Origin of the sequence: Streptomyces sp. NPDC001513 (assembly GCF_042894695.1) — a bacterium.
Classification (GTDB): Bacteria; Actinomycetota; Actinomycetes; order Streptomycetales; family Streptomycetaceae; genus Streptomyces.
In genome coordinates this window covers 445997-464336 of record NZ_JBIAVU010000008.1, presented here as the reverse complement: position 1 = coordinate 464336, position 18340 = coordinate 445997, and the positions used below count along the sequence as shown (strand labels likewise).

The window sequence follows — 18340 nt, the reverse complement described above, 5'->3', positions numbered from 1 at the left end:
TTCGCCGCACACATTCAGCCTCGGCCGCACAAATTCAGCCTCGCCGGCGTTTGAGGCGCGGGGTCCGGGGCGGAGCCCCGATCTTTGAGCCGCACGATCCAGCGGCGCCGCACCATCCAGCCCCGCCCGCACCATCCAGCCCCTCCGGCGTTTGAGGAGCGGGGTCTGGGGGGAGCCCAGTGGTGGGCCGGGGGTTAACCCCACCCGGGGTTCGGGTACCGGCACCATCGGCCCGGCGGCGCCCGCGCGTCAGGATCGGTCCATGACTTCTCACGCCTCGTCACGCCACCTCGTCCGCACCGCGGTTGCCGTCCTCGGGACCGGATTCCTGCTGGCCGGCTGCTCCTTCTCGGACGGACCGAAGAAGACGGCGACCGCCGACACCACGGTCACCGAGGCGGTCGCGGCGGTCGAGGTCACCGACGCCCGGGCCGGCTCGATCGAGGTCACCCCGGGGACGGGGCCCGGCGTCACGGTCCGCCGCACCGTCCACTACCGCGGCGACACCGCCCCCACCCCCGGCCAGCAGGTCAGCGCGGGCGTGCTCACCTTCTCCAACGGCTGCTCCGGCAGCTGTTACATCGACTACCGCCTGGAGGTCCCGGCCTCCGCCAAGGTCAGGCTGGAGAGCAGCAGCGGCCGCATCACCGTCACCGGCGTGGCCGCCGCCGAGGTGGAGGCGGACTCCGGCGACGTCCGGGCCGAGCGCATCGCGGGCCCGCTGAAGGTCCGTACCTCCTCGGGCGACATCACCGCGGCCGGCCTGTCCGGCCCGAGCGCGGACGTCCACTCGGACTCGGGCAACGCCAGCGTGGACTTCACGGCGGCCCCCTCCTCGGTGCTTGCCGAGACCTCCTCGGGCGACGTCACGCTGAGGGTCCCGCAGGCCCCGTACCGGTTCGCGGTCTCCACCACCTCCGGCGCCCGCGACATCGGCCTGGCCGAGGACCCCTCCGCCACCGCCCGCCTCTCCGCGAAGACCACCTCGGGCGACGTCCGCATCTCCGCCGTGTGACGCCCGCCGCGGAAAGTTGGCCATCGTCATGGGGGGGAACCTTCGCGACGCGGAGCGGGTCCTGGCGGTCGGCGGCCTCGTTGCCGTGCCCACGGCCGTGGGCATGATGACCCGCGGCTGACGGCCGCCCAGGCCTTCTCAGTCCTGCGGCCCCGCACCGGGCCCGTCGCGGTGGGTCAGGTGGGAGAGGACCTTGGCGTACACGATCGTCGCCGCCGCGGTGACGGTCACGATGACCGCCATCGCGAGGATGCCCAGCAGCGCGGGCCACTGGCGCAGCTCGTCACGGCACGCGAGGCCCTTGGACGAGGGTTCGACGAGCGGGGCCCGGCACAGGGCCTTGCCTCCGGACTCGGGGCCGTAGTCGGCGAGCATCAGGAAGGCGAACCATCCCCAGATCGCAAGGGCCAGCAGCATCCACGCGATCGACCACGCCTCGATCCGGCGCGCTCGCCGACGCTCCTGTTCGGCTTGGGCCGGTGCGGCACTCGCAGTCATGTCTCCCCTCTCTTGTCGATCAAGGTGAACAAGTGGCAGTCCATCACACCGGGCCTGTTCGCCCCCGGCGAACGCGGGTTGGGGAACATCGGGAGGCGCACATGCATTGAGTCGGCATAGCTCAACTTCACTGCCGGAGGGAAGATCATGGCTTCGACGTCCGCCACACTCACTCTGCCCGTGCTGCCGCTCGACGACGAGGTCGTGCTGCCCGGAATGGTCGTGCCGCTGGACCTGTCCGACGCCGAGGTGCGCGGTGCCGTGGAGGCGGCCCAGGCCGCGGCGGGCACCGGCAAGCCCCGGGTGCTGCTCGTGCCGCGGATCGACGGGAAGTACGCCGCGACGGGTGTGCTCGGGACGGTCGAGCAGGTGGGACGGCTCTCCGACGGGGACCCCGGCGCGCTCATCCGCGGCCGCGGGCGGGTCCGTATCGGCGCCGGGACCACCGGACCCGGGGCCGCGCTCTGGGTCGAGGGCGAGAGCGTGGACGAGCACGTGCCGGACCCGCTGCCGGGATCCGTGGCCGAGCTCGTCAAGGAGTACAAGGCCCTCGCCACCAGCTGGCTCAAGAAGCGCGGCGCCTGGCAGGTCGTGGACCGGGTCCAGCAGATCGAGGGGGTGTCCGCGCTCGCGGACAACTCCGGGTACTCGCCGTTCCTGACCCTCGACCAGAAGGTCGAACTGCTGGAGACCGCCGACCCCGTCGCCCGCCTCAAGCTCGCCGTCAAGGCGCTCAGCGACCACCTCGCCGAGCAGGACGTGGCCGAGTCCATCGCCAAGGACGTCCAGGACGGCGTCGACAAGCAGCAGCGGGAGTTCCTGCTCCGGCGCCAGCTGGAGGCCGTGCGCAAGGAACTGCGCGAGCTGAACGGGGAGAAGGACGGCGAGGAGTCCGACGACTACCGGGCCCGCGTCGAGGCCGCCGACCTCCCCGAGAAGGTACGGGAGGCCGCCCTCAAGGAGGTCGAGAAGCTGGAGCGGGCCAGCGACCAGAGCCCCGAGGGCTCCTGGATCCGCACCTGGCTGGACACCGTGCTGGAACTGCCCTGGAACGAGCGCACCGAGGACCGGTACGACATCCAGGGCGCCCGGGCGGTGCTGGACGCCGAGCACGCCGGCCTGAGCGACGTGAAGGACCGCATCACCGAGTACCTCGCCGTCCGCAAGCGGCGTTCCGAGCGCGGCATGGGCGTCATCGGCGGCCGGCGCGGCGGCGCCGTGCTCGCGCTCGTCGGGCCCCCCGGGGTCGGCAAGACCTCGCTGGGGGAGAGCGTGGCCCACGCGATGGGCCGCAAGTTCGTGCGCGTCGCCCTCGGCGGCGTACGGGACGAGGCCGAGGTCCGCGGTCACCGCCGGACCTACGTCGGCGCCCTGCCCGGCCGCATCGTCCGGGCCATCAAGGAAGCCGGTTCGATGAACCCGGTGGTCCTCCTCGACGAGATCGACAAGGTGGGCTCCGACTACCGCGGCGACCCGGCGGCCGCCCTCCTGGAGGTCCTGGACCCGGCGCAGAACCACACCTTCCGCGACCACTACCTGGAGGTCGAGCTCGACCTCAGCGACGTCGTCTTCCTGGCCACCGCCAACGTCCTGGAGGCCATCCCGGAGGCGCTGGCCGACCGGATGGAGCTCGTCCGCCTCGACGGCTACACCGAGGACGAGAAGGTCGTCATCGCCCGCGACCACCTGCTGCCGCGTCAGCTGGAGCGCGCCGGCCTCGGCGCCGAAGAGGTGGTCCTGGAGGAGGACGCCCTGCGCCGGCTCGCCGGGGAGTACACCCGCGAGGCGGGCGTCCGCACCCTGGAGCGGTCCCTCGCCCGCCTGCTGCGCAAGGTGGCCTCCCAGCACGAGCTGGGGGAGCGGGAGCTGCCGTTCCACATCGGGGCAGGCGACCTGCGAGCCCTGATCGGACGCCCGCACCACGTACCGGAGTCCGCCCAGGACCCGGCCGAGCGGCGCACGGCCGTCCCCGGCGTGGCCACCGGCCTCGCGGTGACCGGCGCGGGCGGCGACGTACTGTTCGTCGAGGCCTCGCTGGCCGACCCGGAGACGGGCGCGGCCGGCCTGACCCTCACCGGCCAGCTCGGCGACGTCATGAAGGAGTCGGCGCAGATCGCGCTGAGCTTCCTGCGCTCGCACGGCGCGGAACTGGAGCTCCCGGTCGCCGACCTGAAGGACCGGGGCGTGCACATCCACTTCCCGGCGGGCGCCGTGCCCAAGGACGGCCCGAGCGCCGGCATCACGATGACGACCGCGCTCGCCTCGCTGCTCTCCGGACGGCAGGTGCGCACCGACGTGGCCATGACCGGCGAGGTCTCGCTCACCGGGCGGGTCCTGCCGATCGGCGGGGTCAAGCAGAAGCTGCTGGCCGCGCACCGGGCCGGGCTGACCACCGTGATCATCCCGAAGCGGAACGAGGCCGACCTGGACGATGTCCCGGCGGAGGTGCTGGAGGGGCTGGAGGTGCACCCGGTGACGGACGTGCGCCAGGTGCTGGAGCTCGCTCTGGCGCAGGCGGAGCTGGAGGTCACCGCCGCGGCCTGACCGAAGACCGCACGGCCCGCCGCGTACCCCGCGTGCTCGTCCGAACGCCCGCCGCACGGCCCGGCTCCCCGCTCCGGCGGGGTCCCGGGCCGTCGGCACACCCGCTGCGAAATACTGGCCCCTCACCCACCGGGGTGCCACACACCATCGAAGGAGCGGGACGTGCACGGGAGCGAAGACCAGGAGTTCCTTGCCCTGGAGCGGGAGCTGTCCGTCTTCCTCCGGCGCGCCCGCGCCTCCTCCGGCGAGATGGCCCGCGAGCTCCACCCCGAGCTGGAGCCCGCCGCGTACGGACTCCTCGTACGCCTGGAGGCGGCCGGCCGGCAGCGGGCCACCGAGCTCGCCGCCTACTTCGGGGTCGGCAAGGCCACCATGAGCCGGCAGCTGCGGGCCCTGGAGGTCCTGGGCCTGGTGGCCCGCGAGCCGGACCCCGCCGACGGCCGGGCCTTCCTGGTCGGGCTCACCGAGGAGGGCCGCGAGCGGTTCCTGCGGGTACGGGGCGCACGGCGCGAGCAGTACATGCGCAAGCTCGCTGACTGGGACCGCGGCGAGGTGGCGGAACTGGCCCGGCTGCTCAACCAGTTGAACGCGGGCGCCGAGTAGGGACCCCCGCTCGCCCCGCGCCCGGGTGTCAGAGCTCCGCGTAGACCGCCGAGGCGTCGTCGTGCCGCTTGTACCGGGCCGACGGCCGGGACGGGTCGGACTCGATGGCGCGGACCCGGCCGATCAGGCCCTCCGCGCCCTCCTTGCGCAGCACCGCCAGGCACTCGGCCCAGTCGCCCTCCCCGAACGTGTCCGTCCACCGGCTCGCCCCGTCCGTGAGTGCGGCCACCGCCCGCACCTGCCCGCGCGGGGTGCGCCCGGTCACCGCCCTGGCCGCCACCCCGGGGTCCGCGGCGGCCGTGAAGAAGCCGCCCTCCGCGTTGCGCAGCGCGTCCGTCGCCGCCACCGAGCGCAGCACCTCCCGCGGCAACCGGTCCAGCCGGTCGTCGAGCACCGCCGTCACCCCGCCCCCGGGCGCGTGGAGGAGCAGTACGGAATCCGAGAGCACGAGGTGTTCCACGTACGCCTCGTCCCAGCGGACCACGACGACCGTCGCCTGCGGCGTCCGCACGTGAGAAAGGTCACACGTGTCGCGATGGGCGTCGGCCGTGGCGCGGACCGACTCGGCCAGGATCCGGTCCAGTGGCATGTCCCGCCGCGATCCGGACAGTTCGGTCAATCGGCCGCCGAGGCGGGCCGCGAACCACGGAACCCCGTGCACGCAACCGTCCTCTCCGCTCGGCGGGGTGACCCCGTCCAGGGCCACGAGGACGCCGCCGCCCGAGGCGGGGATCGCGGCCGACACCCAGTCCTCATTGGGGCGTTCTTCGCTGCCGGGGGCCGAGGCGAGATCGATGCGCATGCCACCATTCTGCCGGGCGGCGGCCCCCGCGCACGCGCAGGTCCGTACCAAAACGGAAGGGGGCGGGCGGGCCCGTACGCGGGCCTCCGGGGGCGGGCCGCAAGGGCCCGGGCGGGGCGCCGGCACGCGGGCGGACATGTGGGCGGGCATCCTGCCAAAGGCCGTATCGATCTTTCAACCACCTGTCCATGGCGGCGCTCTGGGGCAGGGTGCCCGAGTTGGTTGCCAACTCATCCGTGATGTTCACTCGTTCGAGTGGCCGGGTGGGCGATGTGCGGCTCTCTCCCCAACACGCTGCAAAGGTCTGAGGCGGTACGAGGGGGCAGGGGGCGTTTACTTGTTGACCGGCCGTTACCTCGGCCACACGAGTAGACGAGCACAAGCACACGTACAGGATTGCGAGCACCGGTGCAGAAGAAGCGGTCTCGGAAGAACGGCACCGCCGCCGACGGCCCGGCCCCCGCAGGACGCCGAGTCCGCGTGCGCCGCAGGCTGGTCGTCGGCGTCGCCGTCGCCGGCCTCACCGTCCTCGCGGCAGGCACACCCGCCGTCGTCACCGCCGCGAGGGAGCTGAACGACTCCCAGCGGCTGGTCACCCTCGCGGAGCAGACCGGGCAGATCCTCACCGTGGCGCACGTCCTCGCCGACGAGCGCGACGCCGTGGTCGAGTACGCCGCCAAGGGCCGCCCCGGCGCCGCCAGGGGGGCCCTCCAGGAACGCATCCTGCGCACCGACCGGCAGATCGCCGAAGCCGCGACCGAGGTCGACGAGACCCTCGGCACGGCCCTCGCCCGCGTCGCGGCCGTCCGCACCGAGGCCATCGACGGCAAGGGCACCGCCCTCGCCGCCCACCAGGCCTACACCGGCGTCCTCACGGAACTCCTCGCCCCGGGCGACCGGCTCGCCGAGCAGACGCCGCCGCGCGCCGAGGCCGCCCTCACCACCACCCGCCCGCTCGCCCCGCTGGGCCAGGCCGTGGAACAGGCCTCGGCCACCCGCGGACTGCTGCTCGCCGCGCTGGCCGTCCCCCGCGGCGACCAGCCCCCGGGCTCGGCCGCGGTCGACGAACTCACCACCGCCGCACAGCGTTCGCGCGTACGGGAACTGGCCGCGCTGGACGACTTCGCGCGGGCCGCGCGGCCCGACGTGCGCCAGACCCTCACCGCCACCGTCACCGGCCCCGAGGTCAAGACCGCCGACGACTTCCTCAAGCGGCTCACCGACCGGCCCACCCTGACCCCCGCCGACCGCAAGACCGACGGGGCCGCCGTCGGCAGCGCGCTCACCGCCCGCATCGACCGGATGCGGACCGTCGAGGCCACCCTCGCGGGCCAGCGGGCCTCCGCCCTGGCCTCCCTGCGCGACGACGACGTGACCCGGCTCGAAACCATGGTCGCCCTGCTGGGCCTGCTGTTCCTCGTCGTCGTCGGCGTCTCGACCGCCGTCGCGCGCTCGCTGACCCGGCCGCTGTCCGTGCTGCGGCGCGGGGCGGCGCGGCTGGCGACGCCGGAGGGCTCGGTGGAACCGGTGCGCTTCACCGGCCGCAACGACGAGTTCGCCGAGGTCGTACGGCACCTGAACGCGGTCCGCGACCAGACGGTCTCCCTGCACACCCGGATCGCCGGACTCGACGCCGACCGCCGCCGGATCATCGGCCGCAACGAGGCGCTGACCGCCGGCCGGGACGTGCTGGAGGAGGAGCTGGGGAAGCTGCGGGCGGGGCTGGATGAGCACCGCCGCGTCATGTCGACGACCTCCGTCTCGCTGTCGCTGCGGACCCTGGGCCTGGTCGAGCGCCAGCTCGCGGTCATCGAGGAGCTGGAGTCCAAGGAACAGGACCCGGACCGGCTCGCGACCCTGTTCAAGCTCGACCACCTGGCGACCGTGATGCGCCGCCACAACGAGAACCTGCTGGTCCTCGCCGGGCAGGAGCACGGCCACGGGCAGGTGCTGCCGGTGCCGCTGGTCGACGTGATGCGGGCCGCCGTCAGCGAGATCGAGCGCTACGAGCGCGTCGACCTCGCGGCGCTGCCCTCGTACACCCAGGTCGCGGGGCACGCCGCCGACGACCTGTCGCACGTACTGGCCGAGCTGCTGGAGAACGCGACGACGTTCTCGCCGCCGGACGTCAAGGTGAAGGTGTCCGGCTGGACGCTGGACTCCGGTGACGTGGTGCTGTCCGTCGTGGACGAGGGCATCGGTGTCACCGGGGACCGGCTGGAGTCGCTGAACTCCCGGCTGTCCACGCCCGAGGCGTACGACGAGGAGCCCGAGGCCGAACACGGCCTGGGCCTCGGCCTGTACGTGGCCGGACGCCTCGCGGCGCGGCACGGGGTCACCGCGGAACTCCGCGCCGGGCGGCACGGCGGGACCGAGGCCCTGGTGGTCGTCCCGGCCGCGCTGCTGCCCGCCACCCCGCCGGTCTCGGCGGTCCACACCCTGGCCGCGCCGGGCGCACCCGCGCTGCGCCTCCCGGGCGTGATCGCGGAGGCCAACGAGAACACCCTCCCGCCCCGCCGCCGGGGCACCCACGCCGCCCCGGACCCCACCGCCGAAGCCGACGCGTTGCCGGCCGCACCCGAAGCCGACGCCTCCGACACTGCCGTGGCCCCGGCCGACGCGGAGCCGGAGCTGGCCTTCCGCGTGCCCGCCACCACGGTGGCCCCGGTCACCCTGGCCGAGGCCCTCGCAGGCCCCGCCCTCCCGACCGAGCCCCCGGCAGCGGACACCCCCACGGAGCCGGCCGTCACGGCCGAGCCCTCCGCCGGGGACGTGCCCGCGGACCAGATCTTCACGGCCGCGCCCCCGGCGGCGGATGCCTTCGCGGAGCCGGCCGTCACGGCCGAGTTCCCCGCAGGTGACCCGGCAGCAGGCGTGCCCGTGGACCAGGTCTTCATCGCCGCGCCCCCGGAAGGGGATGCCTTCGCGGAGCCGGACTTCACCGCCGAGCCCCCCGCAGGGGACCCGGCAGGGGACCCGGCACCCGAAGCCGTCTCCGACCCCCACTCCCACGCCCCCGCCGAAGGCAACTGGGTGCCCCGGCAGGGCAGTCACCCCGCCGACCCCGCCGACGCCGTCACCGACAAGGGCCTGCCGAAGCGGACCCCGCGCACCGTCACCGCCGGGCGCGCGGACGACGTACGGCCGCCCGAGCCTCCGCGCCGGATCGACGCCGACGAACTCCGGCGCCGGCTCGGCGGTTTCTACCAGGGGGCCCAGGACGGGCGACGCGTCGTCGCCGCCGAGCTCGCCCAGGACCACGCGCAGGACCAGGACCAGGGGCAGGGGCACAGCAAGACCGACCAGGGGGACACCGCACAGGAGGCACGCACATGACCGCGCCCAGTACGTACGGACCGAGCACCCAGGCCCGCAACCTGCAATGGCTGCTGACCGACCTGGTCGAGGAGGTCCCCGGCGTCAACTCCGTCGCCGTCGTCTCCTCGGACGGGCTGCTGCTCCTGTCCTCCGACCCCGCAGCGGGCGGCGGCGCGGGCGATCCACAGGCCGACGCGGGGCCGAAGGGCCCCCGCGGCGCCTCCGCCGACCTCGCCACCATCGTGTCGGGCCTCGGCAGCCTCACCACCGGCGCCGCCGCCCTCATGGAGACCGGCTCCGTCAAGCAGACCATGGTGGCGATGGAGCACGGCTCCGTCTTCGTCATGGCCATCAGCGACGGCTCACTGCTGGGCGTGCACGCCACCCCCGACTGCGACATGAGCGTCGTCGCCTACCACATGGCCCTTTTCGTCGGCCGCGCCGGCCACGTCCTGACCCCCGAAGTCCGCAGTGAGCTGCGCCAGTCGATGGAGAACACCCCGTGAGGAGTACGGCCTCCGACCGGCTGCCGATACGCGGCGCCGACCGCCGCCCCGCCCGCGTCCGCCCGTACTCGCTCACGGGCGGCCGCACCCGCTTCACGCAGGTCCTGAACGTCGAGACCTTCGTCGCCACCCTGGAGACCAAGGCCTCGGAGCCGCGGAAGCCCGACCGCATGCCCGAGATGCCCGCCATCGTCGAGGTGTGCCGCCGCATGCGCACGATCGCCGAGATAGCCGCGCTGCTGCAACTGCCGCTCGGCGTGGTCCGCGTGCTGGTCAGCGACCTCGCCGACCAGGGCCGGATCCGGGTCTACGGAACGGGCCACGGCGCGGGCCGTCCCGAACGCGCGCTGCTCGAAAGGGTGCTCAGTGGTCTTCGCCGTCTCTGACCAGCCGATACCGCCGGCCGTGGACGACGATCCCGTCCAGCCCTGGCAGTACGACCGTTCCCGTGCCCCCGTCGCCGTCAAGGTGCTGGTCGCCGGTGGCTTCGGCGTCGGCAAGACCACCTTCGTCTCGTCCGTCTCCGAGATCACGCCGCTGCGCACCGAGGCGGTGATGACCGAGGCCAGCGTCCCCACCGACGACCTGTCCGGCACCCCGGACAAGAACACCACCACCGTCGCGATGGACTTCGGCCGTGTCACCCTCGACGACGACCTCGTCCTCTACGTGTACGGGACCCCGGGCCAAAAGCGGTTCTGGTTCATGTGGGACGACCTGGTGCGCGGGGCCATCGGCGGGCTCGTGCTGGCCGACACCCGCCGACTGCGCGACTGCTTCCCGGCCCTCGACTACTTCGAGACCTGCGGGCTCCCGTACGCCGTCGCCGTGAACCACTTCGAGGACTCGCAGTCGTACGAGCCCGAGGACGTGCGCGAGGCGCTCAGCGTCCCGCCCCACGTGCCCGTCGTGATCATGGACGCGAGGCGCCGGGACACCGTGGTCGAGTCCCTGCTGGCCCTCGTGGGCCACGCCCTCGACACCACTCCCGAATAGCCTCGCGGGCCGGTCGGCCCGTGCGCCGTAGCCCCGTACCCCCCGAATCGAGAACGTGACATGCGCAAGATACTCGTCGTCGGAGCCGGCCAGTCCGGTCTCCAGCTCGCCCTCGGCCTCCAGTCGAAGGGATACGAGGTCACCCTCATGTCCAACCGGACCGCGGACGAGATCCGCACCGGACGGGTGATGTCGACGCAAGTCATGTTCGACACGGCGCTCCGGCACGAGCGCGACCTCCGGATCAACTTCTGGGAGCAGCAGGCTCCGAAGATCGAGGGCCTCGGCGTCTCCGTCGCCGCCCCCGACACCGGCCGCGCCGTCGACTGGCTGGGCCGCCTCAAGGGGTACGCGCAATCCGTCGACCAGCGCGTGAAGATGGCCGGCTGGCTGGACGCCTTCGTGCAGCGCGGCGGGCAGCTGGTCGTCCACGGCGCGTCCGTCGCCGACCTCGACTACTTCTCCCGTACGTACGACCTCGTGCTGGTCGCCGCCGGCAAGGGCGAGCTGGTGTCGATGTTCGGGCGGGACGCGGCGCGCTCCCCCTACGACGCCCCGCAGCGCGCGCTGGCCGTCTCGTACGTGCACGGCCTTGGTCCGCGCGCCGAGCACCCGGAGACGGAGGCCGTGCGCTGCAACCTGGTCCCGGGTGTGGGCGAGCTGTTCGTGATGCCGACCCTGACCACCTCGGGCCGGGCGGACATCCTGTTCTGGGAGGGCCTCCCGGGCGGCCCGCTGGACGCGTTCAAGGGGATCAAGGACCCGGCGGAGCACCTGGCGCTCACGCTGGAGCTGATGGAGAAGTTCGTGCCGTGGGAGTACGCGCGGGCGACGAAGGTGGAGCTGACGGACGCGGGCGGAACGCTGGCGGGGCGTTACGCGCCGGTGGTCCGCAACCCGATCGGGCGGCTGCCCGGCGGCGGGCTGGTGCTGGGCGTCGCGGACGTGGTCGTCGCCAACGACCCGATCACCGGGCAGGGCTCGAACTCCGCCGCCAAGTGCGCGGCCTCGTACCTCTCCTCGATCCTGATGCACGGGGACAACCCGTTCGACGAGGCGTGGATGAAGGCGACCTTCGACAAGTTCTGGTTCACGACGGGCAAGCCGGTGACCCAGTGGACCAACGCCATGCTGGGCGTCCCGCCGGAGCACGTGCTCAACCTGATCGGCGCGGCCGGGCAGCTCCAGCCGGTGGCGGATCGATTCGCCAACGGCTTCGACAACCCGGCCGACTTCGACACGTACTTCTACGACCCCGAGGACGCGGCGGACTACGTGGCGGAGGTCGCCTCGTCGGTGGCGGCCGCTTCGGCGGACTCTTCGGAGGAATCGTCGGCGGACTCCCCGGAGGAATCCGCCGCGGATGCCGCCGCGGGCGCCGCCGCCGGTGCCTCCTCCGAGGAGTAGCCGGAGTCGTCGTCCCCCGCCGTGCCCGTCGCGTCCGCCCCCGGCAGGACCGGGGGAGTGAACTCCGCGAGCGGGGTGCCGCCGGCGTCCGGGCGCACCGCGCCGAGGAGCGGATTCGCGGCGAGGGGCGAGACCTTCACCTTCGCCCCCGGACGCGGCGCCTGGATCACCTTGCCCTCGCCCACGTACAGGGCCACGTGCGTGGCCTTCGGGAAGTAGACCACCAGGTCCCCCGGGCGGAGCTGGTCCAGCGGCACCTTCGGCAGCTGCGCCCACTGCTCCTGGCTGGTCCGCGGGATGGTGCGCCCGGCGTGGGCCCAGGCCTGCGAGGTGAGCCCCGAGCAGTCGAAGGACCCCGGGCCCTCGGCGCCCCAGACGTACGGTTTGCCGATCTGGGCCGCCGCGTAGGTGAGGGCGGCGCCACCGGCCGCCGTGGGGGTGCCCGTACGCATGGGGAGCCGGCCCGAGTCCAGCAGATCGCGCTGCGCGGCCGCGGTGTTCTTGTCCTCCTGCGCCCCGAGCCGGGTCAGCTGCTCGGGGGTCAGCGAGGCGAGCACCCGCTCGACCTCCTTGAGCTGCGCCGCGACCTCGTCCTTGTGGAGCTTCTGCCGCGCCGCCAGGGTCTGCCGGGTGTCCAGCGCCTTGCGGGCCCGTACGGCGAGCTCGTCGGCCTTCTTCTCGCCCCGCGCGAGCCGGTCCAGTACGCCGGCCCGCCGCGCGCCCTCGCGGGCGGTGAGCAGGCGCTGGTCCAGGGCGGCCTGGGGAGTGCCGGCGAGCAGCATCCGGGCGTAGGGGGACAGGCCCCGGGTGCCCTGGTACTGCTCCCGGGCCAGCTTTCCGACCAGGGCCCTCTCGGAGTCGAGGTCGGTACGGGCCCGGCCGAGGTCGGCGGTGCGCTGCCGCTCCTCCTCCTGGCCCGTCTTGAGGGCGACTTCGGTGGCGTTGTACGCCTCGGTGGCCTCCTCGGCCTTCTGGTAGAGCCCCTGCAGTCGGGTGAGCAGGACCCCGACGGACTCCGCCTCGGGTCGGGCGGGTTCGGCACCGGCCCGCGGGACCGGACCGGCGACGAGGAGCACTGCGGCGATGCAGGCGGCGCGAAGCGGCCGATGTGACATGGGATCACCTCCGAGGCGCCCGATGCTGCCACGCCCGGTATGACAAATCGCCCAGCGGGGCGGCCGGTCGACGGCCGGCCACCCGGTTGGGGGAGCCGGGCGGCAGGTCGGGGGAGCCGGCCACCCGGCGGGGGGAGCGGAGCCCGGCGGAATCGCCTACGGGGTTTCCCGCCGCAGGGTCACCCGCCCGGGGTCAACGGCGGAGCGCCTCGGCCGGCTGGATGCTCGCGGCGCGCCACGCCGGATAGAGCCCGGCGAGGAGACCCGTGACCAGGCCGATCGCCGGGGCCGCGGCGACCGTTTCCAGGTGGATGACCGGGGTCCAGTCACGGGCGACGGCGACACCCACGACGGTCATGGTCCCCAGGGAGGTGCCGACCAGGCCGCCGAGGGTGCCCAGGGCGCCGGACTCGGCGAGGAACTGGACCGTGACGTGCCGGCCCCGCGCGCCCAGCGCGCGGCGCAGCCCGATCTCGCCCGTGCGCTCCAGGACGGCGACCAGCGTGGTGTTGGCGATGCCGACCGCTCCGATGACCAGACAGATGGTGGCCAGCAGCAGGAACAGCTGGTTGAGGTCGGAGGTGACGCTGCCGCGCAGTGCCTTGGGGTCGGGCGGCGGGATGACCTTGAGGTACTCGGGGTGGTCGGGGCGCAGGGCGAGGGCCGCTTCTCCGGCGACCTGGGTGGCCGCTCCCAGCTCGGTGGAGACGAGCATCTTGGCGCGGTTGCCGGAGCCGGGCCCTCCCCAGATCTTCTCCGCCGCGCTGGATGGGATGACCACGGAGAGCAGGAGGTCGGCCTTCCGGTCCACGTCGTCGACGATGCCGATGACGGTGAAGGGCTGCCCCTCGATGAAGACGGCGGGGCTGGTCTCCAGCGTGGTGATGCCGAGACGGGAGGCCATGCCCTCGCCGATGACGGCGACCTGTTCACCGCGGTCGCCGGCGAAGCGGTCGAAGGTGCGGCCGGTCTTCAGCCGGGTCCCCGCCGCCTCCAGGACACCGGGGGAGGCGGCCACCACCTGCATCTGCTGGGCGGGCGCGTCGACACCCGGGGGTGCGGAGCGGACCGACGCCCCGTGCAGGGCGACGGGCCAGTACACCCCCGCCGCCTTGACCCCGTTGAGGGCGCCGACACGGAGGTCGGCATCGGGCGGGAAGGCGTTCGGGGTGATGACACCCGAGGTGGCGTCGCCCGCTCCGGCGGTGTCCTCGACGTTGACCTCGGTGGCCGTCAGCTCGTTGAACCGGGCGTCGATCTGCGAGGACGTGGTCGCGGTCAGCCCGAGGATGGCCACGAAGGTGCCCACGCCGAGGATCGTGCCCAGAGCGGTCAGCGCCGAGCGGGCCGGGCGCTGCAACACCCCGGCGAGGGACTCGGACAGCAGGTCGGCCGCGGCGAACCGGGACGGGGGTATCAAACGGTTGCGGCGGCGGGGCAGCCCTCTCCCTCTCATGTGCCCACCCGCACCGTCTCGCTCAGCACACCGTCGCGAATGGACACCGTCCGCTGCCCCCGCCGCGCCACCTGAAGGTCGTGGGTGATGACGAGGATGGTCATCCCGTCCGCGTGCAACTCGTCCAGGAGTTCCAGGATCGAGCCCGCGGTGACGGTGTCCAGGTTCCCCGTCGGCTCGTCGCACAGCAGCAGGGAGGGGGCGGCGACCAGCGCGCGGGCGATCGCGACCCGTTGCCTCTCGCCGCCGGACAGCCGTGTGGGCAGGGCGTCGATGCGGTGCCCCAGGCCCACACGGACCAGCGCCGCACGGGCGCGACTGCCGCGCTCCTTGCGCGGGGTGCCGTTGTAGACCATCGCCAGCATCACGTTCTCCAGCGCCGAGCGGTGCGGCAGCAGGTGGAAGGCCTGGAAGACGAACCCGATCCGCTGCCCGCGCAGCGCGGTGCGGTCCGCGTCCCGCAGGGTCCCGGTGTCGATGCCGTCGAGCAGGTAGCGGCCCGAGGTGGGTGCGTCGATCATCCCCACGACGTTCAGGAAGGTCGACTTCCCGGAGCCGGACGGACCGACGACGGTGGCGTACTCGCCTCTGGCGAGGGTCAGTTCGCAGTCCTTGAGTGCGGCGACCGGGGGCGGCCCGGGGTACGTCAGCCCCACGTGCTCCAGCCGGATGACGGGTGGGGCCGCGCCGGGAGCCGTACCCGGAGCCGTACCGCGAGCCGTGTCGTCGGTCGCTTCGGGGCCGGCCAGGGCGTCCGCGCCGGTCTTGGACAGGAAGCTCACCGGCTCGACCTCGTACCCGCACCCGCGCCCGCGCCGGACTTCTCGCCCACGAGGACCTTCTCGCCCTCGGCCAACTGCCCGCCCGCGGCCGCCGAGACCTCCACGAACCCGTCGGCGGACATCCCCGGGGTGACCTCCACCCGGCGCCGCGTGCCGTCGCCGGACAACACGGTCACCGACGTGCGGCCATCGGCTCCCGCGGAAATCGCCGAGACCGGCGCCGACAGGACCGGACCCGAGGAGGCCGCGGCCTCCACCGTCACGCGCACGTCCTGGCCCGCCAGTGCGACGTCCAGCATGCCGTCGGGCTTGACGATCATCAGGTACCCCTGGGCGGACCCGGCGGCCGTACCACCCTGCGCGCCGTCCTGCCCGCCGCCCGGAGCCGGCGGCGGGGCCGGGGCATCCGCCACCGACAGCACCGTGCCGGTCGCCGTCACACCGCTCAACTCGGACAGGACCTGCACCTTCTGGCCCGGGCGGACCATGCCCTTCTCGTGCTGGGCGAGCATGCCCCGTACCACCAGGTCCCCGGCGGATACGGTGAGCAGTCGTTCCCCGACCGCGGCCCCCACGGTCGCGGTCACCGCGTCCACCCTCGCCGGGAAGCCCTTGAGGAAGACCACCTCACCGGCGGGAACCATCGGCCCGGCCGCCGCCTGTACCTCGCTCAGCTTGGTCCTGGCCTTGGCCAGGTCCTCCGCCGCGTAGTCCATCGCCCGCCTGGCCTCCTTCACCGGATCCGCGCCACCGCCACCGCCACCGCCACCGCCGGAGGCGGTACCGCCCGTGGCCGAACCGGTCTTCGGGTCGGGGGACTTGCCGGCCGCGGGCCCGGCGGCGGCGCCCTCCGTGGCGCCCGGCGCGGGGGTGGCCTGTCCGGCCGCCCCGCTCTTCGCCCGTTCCCAGGCCTCCTTCGCCGAGGTGAACGCCCGGTCCGCCTGCGTGACGGCGGTCTGCGCGCCCTCCACCTGCTCCTTGTCCTGGGGGCTGGCGGGGACGACGTCGTAGCCGATCGTGGCGTAGAAGGCCTGCACCGCCGCCTTCGTCCCGGGCCCGAACGTCCCCTTGGCGTCCGCGCCCGTCTTGTGCCCCAGCGCGGTCAGCGCCTGCTGCAACTGCGCCACGTCCTGCCCGGTCGCTCCCGGCTTCAGGTCCCGGTACACCGGCAGGGCGCCCTGGAGGGCGAACACGGGACGCCCGGAGGTCTCCACGAGGACCTTGCCCGGGGCGACGGTCTCCCCGGCCTTCACGTTCACCTTGGTCACCACGGGCTTTGCGCCGCCACCGGCCGCGCCCGCCGCCGCCCCGGTCACCTGCACCGACTGGTCCGCGGTGACCGTCCCCCTGATCGTCACCGTGTCCTTCAGCACCCGCTTCTCCAGCGCCGCCGAAAGCACCGACGGAGGGGGCGCCGCCTTGTCCGCGGCGGCCTGCGCCGGGGACTTGATGATCGAACCCACACCGACACCGGCTACGGAGAACAGGGCGGCGGCCACCACCACGGCCCCGAGCACCTTGCGTCGGCGGCCGATCCCCGAGGCCGTCGGATCGGCCCGTTCCACCGTCGGCATCGGCATCGGCATCGGCTCCTGCTCCGGCTGCGCGTCCACCCGGTGTCGCGTCGCGTCGTCGGCGTCGTCAGGCCCCATCAAGATCCCCTCCCTGACCAGTGTTCATTTCCGCGTCGGGCGACCGGCCGCCCGCAATGGGAGACGGAGCCCGCGTTGCACGGTCCGGCTCGCCGGATCCCTACTGCTTGCCCCGCAGGACCTCGTTCGCCCTTTCGAGCACCTGGGTCCACTCGCCCTGGCCTTCGCGGAGCTTCTCGGCGTTGGTCTCGATGAGGCCCTTCTGGTAGGCGGCCGTCACCACCGCCCTGATCTGGACGTACTGCGTCACGCGCTTGCAGGTGGCATCCGCTGCCGCCGCGGTCTTCTCCTGGGTGGTGGAGGGCACACCGCCCTTGCCCAGCAGGACCTTGTCGGTGGCCGCGGCCATGGGGTCGGGATACGAGAACCCCGCATCCTTCATGCACTTGCTCCACTCAGCATTCACCGCCCGTACGCGGCTGTCGTTCATCGACCTGCTGTGGGCCTTGTCCTGGAGCCCGCGCACGTACTGGTAGGCCGCCTCGGACTTCGACGTGGAAAGCTTCTGCTGACTCTTGCCCTCGCAACCGGGTTCCTTTTTCTGCGGGTTGCCGAAATACGCGGCAACGGCAGCGCTGGACAGCTCGGCCGGAGGCGGGGTGTTCGCCTGACCGGCGGCGTCCGGCGAGGGGGGCACCTCGTATCCGTGAAGCTTGGCCCAGTCGAGATCGATCACGCCGTACTCGGCCTCGACCGGAAGATTGATGCCCTGCTCTCGCGGCTGGCCGGGCCAATCCACGCCCTGTTCCTTCATGCATTCCCGATCCAGAATATCGAGGGCGCGGAACAGCTGCACTCGGTCGGCCTGGGGGATGTACGCGTCCAAGGGCATGGAAAGGGTTCCGCCGGGACGGAGGGCGGCTCCTCCGATATCGAAGCTGATCGGCTTGGCGGGATCTCCCGGTGCTCCGACAACGCCCGACGGGATGGAGGGCTCCTCGATCTCGTCCTTCTTCGTCTTCCCGGTCCCGCCGCATCCAGCGATTGCGATGGAGGCGACAAGGAGGGGAATTGCGTAATGACGGGACTTCGCCCTCATTGTCGAGCGCCTTTCATTGGAGGTTCATTCGTGAATTGCGTCCATTTCCAGCCGGAGTCCAGAGGATAGCACTCGTGATCTTGACCGTCGCGGTGGTTTGCGCTCGCAGGAGCCGTGTCGACTCCCCAGCTGGGGACGGTAGTTGGGCGACCGTGTGGCGCCGAGGACGTGCCAGACCGGTGGAAACACTGCCAGATGGGATGAGAATGCCCATGCTGGGCAAATTATCCCTATTCGCAACGATGGAAAAGCGGACTCATATCGTCCGCGGCGTGTTCTCCCTCGTAGAAACGATCTTGCTGGCCTGAGAATGTCGTGCTAAATTCCCGGAGCGTTCCAGGCCCCTTTCTTGCGGGGGCCGAAATCGATCCACATCAAGCGGGGGTATCTCAGTTGATTGCGAAACGAGTTCTGTCGGCCGTCGGCACAATGGCGGCCGCGTCGACGCTCATAATCGGAGCGGCAAGCTCCGCTACGGCTGTCGAGGTCGGGAAGGTGTCGTGGGAGAACGTGGCCACGGGAAAGTGTCTCCTGCACAATGGAGACAACCCTTATGGCGGGCAGTGCTGGAGCAATCACCTGTGGGTTGACACGCGCACCGACGACG

At 72.7% G+C, this 18340-nt stretch carries 15 protein-coding genes and 1 pseudogene; 8 read left to right on the top strand and 8 right to left on the bottom strand.

Translation table 11 applies throughout. From position 1 onward, the window contains the following. Positions 1 to 262 precede the first annotated feature (262 nt). Entirely contained in the window at positions 263 to 1015 is a 753-nt protein-coding gene (locus ACFYZ4_RS20635; RefSeq protein ID WP_390784511.1) for a DUF4097 domain-containing protein, read from the top strand. 138 nt (positions 1016 to 1153) lie between these two features. On the opposite strand, the gene ACFYZ4_RS20630 is transcribed toward ACFYZ4_RS20635, so the two are convergent. Beyond that, positions 1154 to 1513, bottom strand: coding sequence for a hypothetical protein (locus tag ACFYZ4_RS20630; protein WP_351292402.1), 360 nt, complete (start codon positions 1511 to 1513; stop codon positions 1154 to 1156). A gap of 147 nt (positions 1514 to 1660) precedes the next feature. Between ACFYZ4_RS20630 and lon the strand changes: the two genes are divergently transcribed. Next, positions 1661 to 4057 carry an endopeptidase La gene (lon, locus tag ACFYZ4_RS20625; protein WP_390784510.1) on the top strand — a complete coding sequence of 799 codons (2397 nt, stop codon included), beginning with the start codon at positions 1661 to 1663 and terminating at the stop codon, positions 4055 to 4057. A gap of 162 nt (positions 4058 to 4219) precedes the next feature. Continuing rightward, positions 4220 to 4660: a MarR family winged helix-turn-helix transcriptional regulator gene (locus ACFYZ4_RS20620; protein ID WP_234323486.1), complete on the top strand. Its 441-nt coding sequence runs from the start codon at positions 4220 to 4222 to the stop codon at positions 4658 to 4660. A 28-nt stretch (positions 4661 to 4688) separates the two neighbouring features. On the opposite strand, the gene ACFYZ4_RS20615 is transcribed toward ACFYZ4_RS20620, so the two are convergent. Continuing rightward, a complete protein-coding gene (locus ACFYZ4_RS20615; RefSeq protein WP_390784509.1) occupies positions 4689 to 5462 on the bottom strand; it encodes a hypothetical protein in 774 nt (257 codons plus the stop codon). A gap of 408 nt (positions 5463 to 5870) precedes the next feature. On the opposite strand from ACFYZ4_RS20615, the gene ACFYZ4_RS20610 reads away from it, so the two are divergent. From ACFYZ4_RS20610 to ACFYZ4_RS20590, 5 genes are read left to right on the top strand one after another with little or no spacing between them, the layout of a single operon-like run. Then, complete coding sequence (locus ACFYZ4_RS20610) at positions 5871 to 8798, top strand: nitrate- and nitrite sensing domain-containing protein (protein WP_390784508.1); 2928 nt, start codon at positions 5871 to 5873, stop codon at positions 8796 to 8798. Then, positions 8795 to 9286 (top strand): roadblock/LC7 domain-containing protein, encoded by a 492-nt coding sequence (locus ACFYZ4_RS20605; protein ID WP_351292394.1) that lies wholly within the window; start codon positions 8795 to 8797, stop codon positions 9284 to 9286. The genes ACFYZ4_RS20610 and ACFYZ4_RS20605 overlap by 4 nt, the downstream gene beginning before the upstream one ends. After that, complete coding sequence (locus tag ACFYZ4_RS20600; RefSeq protein WP_351292392.1) at positions 9283 to 9672, top strand: DUF742 domain-containing protein; 390 nt, start codon at positions 9283 to 9285, stop codon at positions 9670 to 9672. Before ACFYZ4_RS20605 ends, ACFYZ4_RS20600 begins: the two co-directional genes overlap by 4 nt. Continuing rightward, positions 9653 to 10282 carry an ATP/GTP-binding protein gene (locus tag ACFYZ4_RS20595; protein ID WP_351292390.1) on the top strand — a complete coding sequence of 210 codons (630 nt, stop codon included), beginning with the start codon at positions 9653 to 9655 and terminating at the stop codon, positions 10280 to 10282. The genes ACFYZ4_RS20600 and ACFYZ4_RS20595 overlap by 20 nt, the downstream gene beginning before the upstream one ends. A 60-nt stretch (positions 10283 to 10342) precedes the next feature. Then, positions 10343 to 11689, top strand: coding sequence for a styrene monooxygenase/indole monooxygenase family protein (locus ACFYZ4_RS20590; protein WP_390784507.1), 1347 nt, complete (start codon positions 10343 to 10345; stop codon positions 11687 to 11689). Positions 11690 to 11868: 179 nt separating this feature from the next. Here ACFYZ4_RS20590 and ACFYZ4_RS20585 read toward each other — a convergent pair. From ACFYZ4_RS20585 to ACFYZ4_RS20560, 6 genes and pseudogenes are all read right to left on the bottom strand, one after another. Beyond that, a pseudogene (locus tag ACFYZ4_RS20585) lies at positions 11869 to 12141 on the bottom strand (C40 family peptidase); the annotation flags it as partial. 856 nt (positions 12142 to 12997) lie between these two features. Then, positions 12998 to 14260 carry an ABC transporter permease gene (locus ACFYZ4_RS20580; protein WP_390784506.1) on the bottom strand — a complete coding sequence of 421 codons (1263 nt, stop codon included), beginning with the start codon at positions 14258 to 14260 and terminating at the stop codon, positions 12998 to 13000. Next, a complete protein-coding gene (locus tag ACFYZ4_RS20575; RefSeq protein WP_351292438.1) occupies positions 14257 to 14931 on the bottom strand; it encodes an ABC transporter ATP-binding protein in 675 nt (224 codons plus the stop codon). Before ACFYZ4_RS20575 ends, ACFYZ4_RS20580 begins: the two co-directional genes overlap by 4 nt. A gap of 107 nt (positions 14932 to 15038) precedes the next feature. Next, positions 15039 to 16694 (bottom strand): peptidoglycan-binding protein, encoded by a 1656-nt coding sequence (locus tag ACFYZ4_RS20570; protein ID WP_390784505.1) that lies wholly within the window; start codon positions 16692 to 16694, stop codon positions 15039 to 15041. A 100-nt stretch (positions 16695 to 16794) separates the two neighbouring features. Beyond that, complete coding sequence (locus ACFYZ4_RS20565) at positions 16795 to 17733, bottom strand: hypothetical protein (RefSeq protein WP_351292382.1); 939 nt, start codon at positions 17731 to 17733, stop codon at positions 16795 to 16797. Positions 17734 to 18122: 389 nt separating this feature from the next. Further along, complete coding sequence (locus tag ACFYZ4_RS20560) at positions 18123 to 18251, bottom strand: hypothetical protein (protein WP_351292380.1); 129 nt, start codon at positions 18249 to 18251, stop codon at positions 18123 to 18125. Between the last annotated feature and the right edge of the window lie 89 nt (positions 18252 to 18340).